At 70.8% G+C, this 11450-nt stretch carries 11 protein-coding genes and 1 other RNA gene; 10 read left to right on the top strand and 2 right to left on the bottom strand.

What is annotated here, in order from left to right; all coding sequences use genetic code 11:
* The first annotated feature begins 86 nt into the window (after positions 1 to 86).
* A complete protein-coding gene (locus O3W51_RS40640) occupies positions 87 to 1004 on the top strand; it encodes a hypothetical protein (protein WP_269288830.1) in 918 nt (305 codons plus the stop codon).
* A gap of 136 nt (positions 1005 to 1140) precedes the next feature.
* On the opposite strand, the gene O3W51_RS40635 is transcribed toward O3W51_RS40640, so the two are convergent.
* Positions 1141 to 1329: a hypothetical protein gene (locus O3W51_RS40635; RefSeq protein ID WP_138357586.1), complete on the bottom strand. Its 189-nt coding sequence runs from the start codon at positions 1327 to 1329 to the stop codon at positions 1141 to 1143.
* 273 nt (positions 1330 to 1602) lie between these two features.
* On the opposite strand from O3W51_RS40635, the gene ftsE reads away from it, so the two are divergent.
* From ftsE to ssrA, 5 genes are all read left to right on the top strand, one after another.
* Positions 1603 to 2292, top strand: a complete 690-nt coding sequence (ftsE, locus tag O3W51_RS40630; protein WP_138357585.1) for a cell division ATP-binding protein FtsE — start codon at positions 1603 to 1605, stop codon at positions 2290 to 2292.
* A gap of 53 nt (positions 2293 to 2345) precedes the next feature.
* Positions 2346 to 3263 (top strand): permease-like cell division protein FtsX, encoded by a 918-nt coding sequence (ftsX, locus tag O3W51_RS40625; RefSeq protein ID WP_138357584.1) that lies wholly within the window; start codon positions 2346 to 2348, stop codon positions 3261 to 3263.
* A 67-nt stretch (positions 3264 to 3330) separates the two neighbouring features.
* On the top strand, positions 3331 to 4515 hold the full coding sequence (locus tag O3W51_RS40620) for a S41 family peptidase (RefSeq protein WP_138357583.1): 1185 nt from the start codon (positions 3331 to 3333) through the stop codon (positions 4513 to 4515).
* Between the two features lie 18 nt (positions 4516 to 4533).
* Complete coding sequence (smpB, locus tag O3W51_RS40615) at positions 4534 to 5013, top strand: SsrA-binding protein SmpB (RefSeq protein WP_138357582.1); 480 nt, start codon at positions 4534 to 4536, stop codon at positions 5011 to 5013.
* Positions 5014 to 5158: 145 nt separating this feature from the next.
* Positions 5159 to 5548: a transfer-messenger RNA gene (gene ssrA, locus O3W51_RS40610) on the top strand.
* A 28-nt stretch (positions 5549 to 5576) separates the two neighbouring features.
* Here the strand turns inward: ssrA and O3W51_RS40605 are convergent.
* Positions 5577 to 6941, bottom strand: coding sequence for an MFS transporter (locus O3W51_RS40605; RefSeq protein WP_269288827.1), 1365 nt, complete (start codon positions 6939 to 6941; stop codon positions 5577 to 5579).
* A 110-nt stretch (positions 6942 to 7051) separates the two neighbouring features.
* On the opposite strand from O3W51_RS40605, the gene O3W51_RS40600 reads away from it, so the two are divergent.
* The 4 genes from O3W51_RS40600 to O3W51_RS40585 all read left to right on the top strand — a co-directional run.
* Complete coding sequence (locus O3W51_RS40600; RefSeq protein ID WP_138357581.1) at positions 7052 to 8083, top strand: LysR family transcriptional regulator; 1032 nt, start codon at positions 7052 to 7054, stop codon at positions 8081 to 8083.
* Positions 8084 to 8182: 99 nt separating this feature from the next.
* Positions 8183 to 9562: a nitrate/nitrite transporter gene (locus O3W51_RS40595; RefSeq protein ID WP_138357580.1), complete on the top strand. Its 1380-nt coding sequence runs from the start codon at positions 8183 to 8185 to the stop codon at positions 9560 to 9562.
* A gap of 292 nt (positions 9563 to 9854) precedes the next feature.
* A complete protein-coding gene (locus tag O3W51_RS40590; RefSeq protein ID WP_244809827.1) occupies positions 9855 to 10982 on the top strand; it encodes a uroporphyrinogen-III synthase in 1128 nt (375 codons plus the stop codon).
* A gap of 137 nt (positions 10983 to 11119) precedes the next feature.
* Positions 11120 to 11450: ABATE domain-containing protein (locus tag O3W51_RS40585; protein ID WP_269288826.1), on the top strand; the 331-nt coding region annotated here is incomplete at its 3' end.

Below are 11450 nucleotides of genomic sequence, written 5' to 3'. Positions count from 1 at the left end.
CGGCATGCGTATGACCGGGACGTGAGTTGCCGTCCTGTCCATAGCTGCTCCACATACGAAGATCCGCTACTGGGGGTAGTTACCAGATGAGCAAGAAGAACACTCGGCTGCGCATGGCTCGTATAGCCGCCGCCGCAGTCATCGCCACGGGCGCGTCCCTGACCGCCGTGGGTGTGGCTCAGGCCGTTACCGTCACGACGAACGCCGCGGGCGGCGACACCGAGGGCACGACCGTCGGCGTCACCCAGGGCACGACCGAGGGCACCACGGTCGGCGTCACCGAGGGTACGACCGAGGGCACGACCGTCGGCGTCACCGAGGGCACGACCGAGGGCACCACCGTCGGCGTCACCCAGGGCACCACCGAAGGCACCGAGGGCACGAGCACGGGCACCAGCACGGGCACCAGCACGGGCACGTCGACCGGTACCTCCACGGGCACCAGCACCGGTACGTCGACCGGTACTTCGACCGGCACCAGCACCGGTACCTCCACGGGTACGAGCACCGGTACGTCGACCGGTACTTCGACCGGCACGAGCACCGGCACCAGCACGGGCACGTCGACCGGTACCTCCACGGGCACCAGCACCGGTACGTCGACCGGCACGAGCACCGGCACCAGCACGGGCACGTCGACCGGTACCTCCACGGGCACCTCGACGGGTACCTCCACGGGCACCAGCACGGGTACCACCGCCGGCACCACCACGGGCAGCACGACCGCCGGCACCACCACGGGCACCACGGGCGGTTCCTCGTCCAGCGGTTCGACCGGTGGCGGCAACACCTGCACCCTGACCGGTGACAGCGTCAACTGCAACAACACCGGCACCGACAACCAGAACACCAAGCCGGTGGCGCAGGGCAACACCAACCAGGAGCTGGCCAAGACCGGTTCCGGTGAGACCACCTTCCTGCTGGTCGGCGCCGCGACGATGATCGCCGGTGGCATCGGCTTCCGCATGATGCCGCGCTTCACCAACCGGCGCACGGCTGCCTGAACAGGCCGCCAGTAGCACATCTTCATGAGAGGGGCCCGGAGCGCGCAGGCGGCGCGCTCCGGGCCCCTCTCAGGCGTGCTCTCTCACCGGCGTGGTCTTCCGACCCCTCTGTGCACAGCGGGAAGTGCCGGGACGGTTACGTGGCGTGTTCGACGACCAGGACCACGGCCAGCAGCGCCACCAGGAGGGCGATCAGGGCTGCCGGGGTCAGGGCGGACCAGGGGTTTTCCTGTTGGAGGCGGGCGCGGTTGGCGCGGCAGACCGCGCAGTGGCCCTCGCTCACGGGGCCGGCGCAGTTGGCGCACACCAGTCGGTCGGATGTCATGCCATCTCCTCCTCCGCCCGGTGAACGCGCCAGTAGGCCGTTCCGTTCCTCCACTGTGCCAGCTTCGGGCACAATCGGCGCGCCTCGCATGATTTCACAGGGTGACGTGCATGGCCCGATGCCTGGTTTGTCCCCCTGTGCCCTGTGCGCAAACACACGAACCCAGGACGCCGACTGCGCGGCCCTACGCCGTTCGCGTATGGTCGCCCACACCAGGAGAGCCGCCCCTGCGGTTGTCCGCCCCCAATATCCGGCTACCTCACTGGTGCGAACGTGATCCGATTCGACAGCGTCACCAAGACCTACCCCAAGCAGAACCGTCCTGCACTCCGGGATGTCTCGCTGGAGATCGAGAAGGGCGAGTTCGTCTTCCTCGTCGGTTCGTCGGGGTCCGGAAAGTCGACCTTCCTCCGGTTGATCCTGCGCGAGGAGCGCACCGACACCGGCATGGTGCACGTCCTGGGCAAGGACCTGGCGAGGCTCTCCAACTGGAAGGTGCCGCAGATGCGGCGCCAGTTGGGTACGGTCTTCCAGGACTTCCGGCTGCTTCCGAACAAGACCGTCGCGGAGAACGTGGCGTTCGCACTGGAAGTGATCGGGAAGCCGCGCGGGACGATCCGCAAGACGGTTCCCGAAGTGCTGGACCTGGTCGGCCTGGCCGGCAAGGAGGACCGCATGCCGGGTGAGCTGTCGGGTGGTGAGCAGCAGCGTGTGGCCATCGCCCGCGCGTTCGTCAACCGGCCGATGCTGCTGATCGCGGACGAACCGACGGGAAACCTCGACCCGCAGACCTCGGTCGGCATCATGCGGCTCCTGGACCGCATCAACCGCACCGGAACCACCGTGGTGATGGCCACCCACGACCAGAACATCGTCGACCAGATGCGCAAGCGCGTCATCGAGCTCGAGAAGGGGCGACTGGTGCGCGACCAGTCGCGCGGTGTCTACGGCTACCAGCACTGAACCGAACCGGGTTCTGCTCCGTAGTCATAGCCACCAACCCCTGAAAGGACATCATGCGCGCCCAGTTCGTCCTGTCGGAGATCGGCGTCGGTCTCCGGCGCAATCTCACCATGACCTTCGCGGTGATCATCTCCGTCGCCCTCTCGCTCGCCCTCGCCGGCGGATCCTGGCTCGCCAGCCAGCAGGTCGACGCCATGAAGGGGTACTGGTACGACAAGGTCCAGGTGTCGATCTTCCTCTGCAACAAGGCGGATGCGAAGAGCACCCCCTCGTGCTCCAAGGGCGCGGTCACGGACGAGCAGAAGAAGGCGATCAAGGCCGACCTGGAGAAGCTCCCGGTCGTCGAGACCGTCTTCTACGAGTCCTCGCAGGAGGCGTACAAGCACTACCAGGAGCAGTTCAAGGACTCGCCGGTCGCCGGGTCCCTCTCTCCTGACCAGTTGCAGGAGTCGTACCGCGTCAAGCTCAAGGACCCGACGAAGGTGCAGGTCGTCTCCAGCGCCTTCGCCGGCCGTCCGGGCGTCCAGGAGGTGCAGGACCAGCGCAAGCTGCTGAAGAACCTCTTCGACCTGCTCGGCGGTATGACGGCGGTGGCCTTCGGGACCATGCTCTTCATGGTGATCGTGGCGATGCTGCTGATCATCAACACCGTGCGCGTCTCGGCGTTCAGCCGCCGGCGCGAGACCGGGATCATGCGCTTGGTGGGCGCGTCCGGCTTCTACATCCAGATGCCGTTCATCGCCGAGGCGGCCTTCGCGGGCCTGGTCGGCGGCGGTGTGGCCTGCGGCATGCTCATGACCGGCCGGTACTTCCTGATCGACCACGGGCTGAAGCTGCAGGACAAGATCCCGCTGGTGAACTTCCTCGGCTGGGGCGATGTCATCAAGGTGCTGCCGCTGGTCCTCGTGGTCAGCATGCTGATGCCCGCCCTCGCCGCCCTCGTCACGCTGCGTAAATACCTCAAGGTCTGAGTGCCGCTTCGGGTGGTCTGCGGTCAACTCTCCGTATGGCGCCCGTTTCTGGCCTAGACTTCCCGCCATGTCCGGCCGGTTGATGTTCGGGACGCCCCGCGGCTCACGCCGCGGGGTCGCCCTGACGATGGTTCTCGGCGCCGTGCTGGCCACCGGCGCGGCAGTCGGCACCCTGGCGGTTCCGGCCCGGTCCGCGTCGGCCGCGCAGAGCAGGATTCCGGCGCGCAACGTCGTCGACTCCGACGCGATCGCCAAGGCGATCGACGAGGGCAAGGTCGGCCCGGAGGCCGCCGAAGAGCTGGTCAGCCGCAGCGGCGACCGCTGGTCCTCGTTCTACACCGCCCAGGAGTACGCGGGCCTGCAACAGGCCCTGGACGGCCGGTACGTGGGCGTCGGGCTCTGGGTGCGGCGCACCGGCGGTGGCTGGATCCAGGTGGCCCGGGTGCAGGCCGGCAGCCCCGCGGCGCTCGCGCGGGTGCAGGTCGGCGACCGGCTCCAGTCGATCGACGGGGTGCGGGCGGACGGCAAGCCGGTCACCGAGGTCGTGGCGGAGCTGCGCGGCGACAACGCCGCGGGGTCCGTCGTCCGGCTCGGCCTGGACCACGCCGGCGGTAACCGCGACATCACGCTGCGTCGCGCGGTGCTGGCCACCGAGGCCGTCACCGTCGGGAAGCTGGAGGGGGACGTCACCTCCATCAAGATCGAGGCGTTCACCAAGGGCGTCGGCGGCCAGGTGCGGTCCGCGGTACGTGCCGCGGTGCGCGCCGGGAGCCGGGGCGTGCTGCTCGATCTGCGTGGCAATTCCGGCGGTCTGGTCACCGAGGCCGTCACGGTCTCCTCGGTCTTCCTCGACGGCGGCCTGGTCGCCACCTATGACGTGCACGGCCGGCAGCGCGCCCTCTACGCCAGCGACGGCGGCGACACCGAGACCCCGCTGGTGGCCGTGGTCGACGGCGGCACCATGAGCGCCGCGGAGCTGCTCGCGGGCGCGCTGCAGGACCGCGGCCGGGCGGTCGTGGTGGGCTCGCGGACCTTCGGCAAGGGCGCGGTGCAGATGCCCAGCGAACTGCCGGACGGCTCGGTCGCCGAGCTGACCGTCGGCCACTACAGCCTGCCCGACGGGCGGAACGTGGACGGCAGGGGCATAGAGCCCGACCTCACGGTGAGCGGCGGATCGGCCCCCTCGGGAGCCTCCGACAAGGCGGTCGCGGAGGCCAGACAAGTATTGAGTGGCCTCAGACCCCCCTCCTAGTGCGAGAATGGCCGCGCTATGGCGAAAGAGACTGGTCACAAGCTGATCGCGCAGAACAAGAAGGCGCGCCACGATTACCTCATCCTGGACACCTTCGAGGCGGGCCTGGTGCTGACCGGCACCGAGGTCAAGTCGCTGCGCATGGGCCGTGCCTCGCTGGTGGACGGCTTCGCGCAGCTGGACGGCGGTGAGGCGTGGCTGCACAACGTCCACATCCCCGAGTACACCCAGGGGACGTGGACGAACCACGCGGCGCGCAGGAAGCGCAAACTCCTGCTGCACAAGACCGAGATCGCGAAGCTGATCCACAAGACGCAGGAGTCGGGCCACACGATCATCCCGCTCCAGCTGTACTTCAAGGACGGCCGGGCGAAGGTCGAGATCGCGCTGGCCAAGGGCAAGAAGGAGTACGACAAGCGGCAGACCCTGCGTGAGAAGCAGGACACCCGGGAGTCGAACCGCGCGATCTCCGCGGTCCGCAGGCGCCAGCGCGCCTGACACCCGCGCGCGAGGTGCCGCGCCCGGCCCGGGCGCGCGGGAATGCAGTGGCCCGTCAAGGCGTTGGTCACGTACGATGGGTGCAGCGCCACCGGATCTGTCGGGTTCGCCCGGCTGCGCCGGTGACACTTTGAAAAATCAACATGGGGATGATCGGTTTCGACTGGGGATGTCGAAGCAGGGGAAGCGAGCCGAGGAAGCGGCAATGATCTCGTTAACCATATGTCGCAAAACATAATCGCCAACACCAAGCGCGATGCCTCCGCTTTCTCCCTCGCTGCCTAATAAGTAGCTAGAGAGAAAGCTCTACGGAGTGTCAGCCCAGGAGCTGTTCCCGGCCTGGATCCTGGCATAATCAAGGGAACTAAACTTCATGACCCGGTCACGGGGGCTTGAAGGAAACCAAACAGTGACTGAGCCCGTTGGCAACTTGTCCGCGTGATTGCCAGGGCTGAGAAAAGCACAGCGGACTGCGCTCGGAGAAGCCCTGATTCCGCACCACAGGACGCGGGTTCGATTCCCGCCATCTCCACCAACCCCATGTATGACGAAGGCCTCGCCGCTCACGCGGTGGGGCCTTTTTCATGTGCGCTTTCCGGGAGTCTCCCTCCCGTGCGCTTCCCGTGCACCCGAAGGGCCAGGGCGGCGGCCAGTGCGCCCGCGGCGGCCGGGAGCCAGAAGCCGGTGCCCGGGGGAAAGCGTTCGGCGGCGGTGCCGGCCAGGGCGGCGCCGGTGGAGATGCCGGCCAGGATGCCGGTGACGGCGAGGGTCATGCCCTCGTTGAGGCGGGCCGGCGGGGCGAGGCTCTGCACCAGGGTCATGCCGTTGACCATGGTGGGGGCGGTGGCGCAGCCGGCGAGGAAGAGACAGCAGGCGAGCGCCGGCAGCCCGCCGGCGAGCAGCGGCAGGGTCATCAGGGCGGCCATCGCCGCCACCGAGGCCGCGAAGCGGGCCGTGGCGGGTCCGGTGGGCTTGGACAGGCCGTAGAACAGGCCCGCGGTGCCGGAGCCTGCGGCCTGCAGGGCGAGGACGGCGCCGGCCGCCGACGCGTGTCCGCGGGCGTCGGCGAAGGCGATCGTGGTGACCTCCAGCGAGCCGAAGATCACCCCGGTGCAGAAGAACACCGCCAGCAGGGCCGGCAGGCCGGGTACCCGCAGCAGGGAGCCGCTACGGGCCGCGGAGCGTCCGGGGGCGGGCGGCTCGGTGCCGCGCTGGGCGGCGAAGAGCAGTACCCCGCTGAGCAGCAGGACGTTCGCGACCAGCATGCCCGCCTCGGGGAAGAGCGCCGTGCACAGGAACGCGGCCAGTACCGGGCCGAGCATGAAGCACAGCTCGTCGGCGACCTGCTCGAAGGAGTTGGCCACATGGCGGGCTGCGGGGTCGTCCCGGTAGAGGTGCGCCCAGCGGGCGCGGGCCATGCCGCCGGTGTTCGGGGACGTGGACCTGGCGGTGTACGCGGCGAAGAGCGTCCAGGACGGGGCGTCGTAGCGCACACAGAGCAGCAGGACGAGGCAGGCCGCCACGGACCACACGGTGGCGGGCACGGCGATCCTGGCCTGCCCGTACCGGTCGGTGAGCCGGGCTACGACCGAGGCGAGGACGGCGGTCGCGGCCATGCCGGCGGCGGCCACGGCGCCCGCGAGGGCGTAGGAGCCGCGGGTCGTGGCGATCATGATGATCAGGCTGACGCCGAACATCCCCATCGGGGCGCGGGACAGCAGGCTGCCCACCGTGAAGGCGGTGGCGCCCGGAGCGGCGAAGATCCGCCGGTAGGCGCCGAAGCGGCCGGACGGCCGCGGCGTACGGGCCTGCCGGGGCGGGAGGGGGCGGCGGGGCGGCCGGACGGCGTCGGGGTGGTTGACGGTGCGGTCGGCGGCGATGAGGGTGCCGCCGGGGGCCATGAGCAGCAGCGGTGCGGGACGGTGCATGCGATCAGCTTCGTGGCGGGCTCCCGTCGCGGTCCAACACCTGATCGGCGGCCATTGACGCATTTGTGTTGTCAATGGCTTCGGGCGAGGGGCCGGTGTTCAATGGCCGCGTGCCTCATGACCTGGAACCCCGCCTGCTGCGCGCATTCACCGCCGTCGCCGAGGAACTGCATTTCTCCCGTGCCGCGGCGGCGCTCTATGTGGCGCAACAGGCCCTCAGCCGTGACATCCGGCGGTTGGAGCGGGAGTTGGGCGCCGAATTGTTCGTCCGCACCACCCGGCGCGTCGAACTCACCGCCGACGGGGAAAGGCTTCTTCCTTACGCGCGGCGCGTGCTCGCGGCACAGGACGAGCTCGCCGCGGCCTTCGCGGCGGCCGACCGGCCGCTGCTCGTCGACGTCAGCGCGCCCGTCAGCACCGGGCGCCGGGTACTGGACGAGGCGCGCGCGACGGCTCCCGGCAGCGAGCTGATCGCCCGCTTCCACAGCGGTCTCACCGGCGCCGCCGCCGATATCCTCGCCGGCCGGCTGGACGTCTCCTTCGGCCGTGTCGCGGGGCTGGCCCCGGCCGCCCTGTCCCGGCTCGACCACCGGCCGGTGCGCTACGAGCCGATGGCCGTCGTCCTGTCGCAGGAGCACCCGCTCGCGCGCCTGGAGCGGATCCCGCTGGACGCGCTCGCGGGGGAGACGCTGTACGCGGGGGCCGGGAATCCGACCACCGCCGAGTGGACCGATCTCGCCGAGCGGCTCTTCGCGGGCCGGGGGATCGCGGTGGCCGCGCCCTTCCCGCAGATCGAGGGCGAGGCGGAGTTCATCCGGCTGGTGGCGAAACACCGCTGGCCGGTACTGGCCACCACCGAGTTCGTCGACATGCCCGGCGCGGTGCTCCGGCCGCTGGTGGACCCCGTTCCGCTCGCCCTGGTCTCGATGGTCTGGCGCCGCGGGCTGCGCCACCCCGGGCTGACCGCCCTGCACGAGGCGGTGACCGCCCTGGCGGCGGCCGGACGCTGGCTGCACCGGCCCGCCGGCAGCTGGCTCCCGGATCCCGACGCGCACCTCGCGGCGCTCCCGGATCCCGACGCGCGTCCCGCGGTGCTCCCCGATCCCGACGCGCGTCTCACAGCGCCCCCCGGCGCCGGGTGAGTGCATGGTTCCCCCCGCGTCACCTCGGGCCATCGGGCGGTAACCGGCCGTTCCTACTGTCGTGGACGACACCCGACACCGGCAGGGCCTGGAGGCGTAATGCATGCCACCGCTACGGAAACGCGCAAGGGGAGCCGCTGGATCGAGCAGTGGGATCCGGAGGACACCGAGTTCTGGGAGAACGGCGGACGCAGGACCGCCAACCGCAATCTGCTCTTCTCCGTCCTGTCCGAGCACATCGGCTTCTCCGTCTGGACCCTGTGGTCGGTCCTGGTGCTCTTCATGGGCCCCCAGTACGGCATCGACCCGGCCGGGAAGTTCTTCCTGGTGGGCACGGCGACCGCGGTCGGCGCCCTCGTCCGGGTCCCGTACACGTTCGCCGTGGCGCGCTTCGGCGGCCGCAACTGGACGGTCTTCAGCGCGCTGATGCTGCTGCTCCCCACCATCGCGGCCGCGGTCGTGATGAAGCCCGGCACCTCGTACACCACCTTCATGCTGGTGGCGGCGCTCACCGGGGTGGGCGGCGGCAACTTCGCCTCCTCCATGACCAACATCAACTCCTTCTTCCCGCTCCGGAAGAAGGGCTGGGCGCTCGGCCTCAACGCGGGCGGCGGCAACATCGGCGTGCCGGTGATCCAGCTCGTCGGGCTCCTGGTGATCGGTACGGCGGGCGCCGCGCACCCGCGGATCCTGCTCGGGGTGTACATCCCGCTCATCGTGATCGCGGCGACGCTGGCCGCGCTGCGGATGGACAACCTGGCGCCGGTCAGGAACGACACCGGTGCGGCCCGGGAGGCGGTGCGGGACGCCCACACCTGGATCATGTCCTTCCTCTACATCGGCACCTTCGGCTCGTTCATCGGCTACAGCTTCGCCTTCGGCCTCGTGCTGCAGAACCAGTTCGCCCGCACCCCGCTGCAGGCCGCCTCGATCACCTTCATCGGGCCGCTGCTCGGCTCGCTGATCCGTCCGGTCGGCGGGCGCCTCGCGGACCGGTTCGGGGGAGCGCGCATCACGCTCTGGAACTTCCTCGGGATGGCCGCCGCGACGCTCGTCGTCGTGCTCGCCTCCGTGCAGAAGTCGCTGCCGGTCTTCACCACGGGATTCATCGCCCTGTTCGTGCTCACCGGGCTCGGCAACGGCTCGACGTACAAGATGATCCCCGGCATCTACCACGCCAAGGCGCTCGCCAAGGGCCTCAGCGGTGAGGCGGCCGCGGCGTACGGGCGCCGGCTCTCCGGGGCCTCCATGGGACTGATCGGCGCGGTCGGCGCGCTCGGCGGCCTCGGCATCAACCTGGCGTTCCGCGAGTCCTTCCTCACCGCGCACACCGGAACCCCGGCCTTCGTCTCCTTCCTGGCCTTCTACGCGGTGTGTTTCGCGCTCACCTGGGCCGTATACCTCCGCCGTCCCGCCGCTCCGCCGGCGCTCTCCCCGGCGGCGGAACCGGCGCCGCAGCTGAGCTACGCGGAGGTGTGAGCGGGCCCGGCCGCGCCAGGGTCCGGGATACGGGCGTAACACCCGGGAAATCCTGGCGATCCCCGCCCGTCACCCCGTGTTGGCACGATGCGTCCGACCGGCGGATCGGCCGGACGTGACCATCCACCGGCGGCGGGGGCCACCAGGTACGTGTACCTCCAGCGGAGCGGGGCAAGCCATGCAGGTGCGGAAGACAGAACAGGGTGCGGACGGTGCCCGGGCGCCGTCGGCCGAGCCCACCGACACCACGGCACCCGTCACGGCGCCCGGGAAACTCGCCGCGGCTGCCTCCGTGCTGCCGCTGGCAGGCTTCACGGTCGGGGTGACGGCGGCCCGCCGGGCCGATGAGCTGGCCGCGCTGCTGGAGCGGCGCGGGGCGGTGGTGCTGCGGGCGCCCGCGCTGCGGATCGTGCCGCTGCTGGACGACGCGGAACTGCTCTCGGCGACCAAGGAACTGCTCGACAACGGACCGGACATCGTGGTGGCCACCACCGCGATCGGGTTCCGCGGCTGGATCGGCGCCGCCGACGGCTGGGGCCTCGGCGAGGCCCTGCTGGCCCGGCTGAGCGGGGTGGAGGTGCTGGCCCGCGGGCCCAAGGTGAAGGGCGCGATCCGGGCGGCCGGGCTGACGGAGACCTGGTCGCCCGCCTCCGAGTCGATGGCCGAGGTGCTCGACCGGCTGCTGGAGCAGGGGGTGGTGGGCCGGCGGATCGCCGTCCAGCTGCACGGTGAGCCGCTGCCCGGCTTCATCGAGTCGCTGCGGGCGGCGGGTGCCGAGGTCGTCGGCGTACCGGTGTACCGGTGGATGCCGCCGGAGGACATCGGGCCGGTCGACCGGCTCATCGACGCGGCGATCGCCCGGTCGCTCGACGCGGTGAGCTTCACGAGCGCCCCGGCGGCCGCCTCGCTGCTGGAACGCGCCGACCGGCTCGGCCGGCTCGACAAGCTGCTCGACGCGCTGCGGCACGACGTCCTGCCGGCCTGTGTGGGACCGGTCACCGCCCTCCCCCTGGAGGCCCACGACATCCCGACGTTCCAGCCGGACCGCTTCCGGCTCGGCCCGCTCGTCCAGCTGATCGCCGCCGAACTGCCGGGACGGGTACGGGCGTTGCCCGTCGCGGGCCGCCGCGTCGAGATCCGCGGCCAGGCGGCCGTCGTCGACGGCGAACTGCGGACCGTACCGCCGGCCGGTATGGCGCTGCTGCGCGCGCTGGCGCGGCGGCCGGGGTGGGTCGTCCCGCGCGCGGATCTGCTGAAGGCCCTGCCGGGCGCGGGCAGCGACGAGCACGCCGTCGAGACCGCGATGGCCCGGCTGCGGACGGCGCTGGGGGCGCCCAAACTCATCCAGACCGTCGTGAAGCGGGGCTACCGGCTGGCACTGGACCCGCTGACGGACGAGAAGTACGCGGGGGAGGAGTAGACCCCGTCCACCGCCCCGCCCACCGGCCCGTCCATCCACCTGCCCACCGGCCCGTCCCTTGACCTAGCCCCGGTGGCCCCGGCGGGGCACTCTGGGGGCAGCGGGTGACGGGCGGCGGCTGGAAGGGTGACAGGCACATGACGGTTACGGCCTCCTCCGAGCTTCGATTCGACACCGGGCGGGTGAGCCTCGACCTCCTCGCGACCGTCACCGGACGGCTCTCCGACGAGCCCGTCGACCGTCTCGACTCGCCGCGCCGCCTCACCGAATGGCTGTACGGCACCGGGCTCGTCCCGAGCGGTACGGCGGTGGCCGTCGACGCGGCATGGCTCGGCCGCTTCCTGGTGCTGCGGGACGTGCTGCGGCGCGTCGTGGCGACCCAGCTGGCGACCCCGCCGGCCGACGCGCCGTCTCCGGACGTTCCCGCCGAGCCGCTGCCGACGACGCCCACGGCCGCCGACGTCTCCC

Source organism: Streptomyces sp. H39-C1 (genome assembly GCF_027158125.1).
Lineage (GTDB): Bacteria > Actinomycetota > Actinomycetes > Streptomycetales > Streptomycetaceae > Actinacidiphila > Actinacidiphila fildesensis.
Note: the sequence above shows the minus strand (reverse complement) of the source record. Positions and strands in the feature narration are given on the sequence as shown.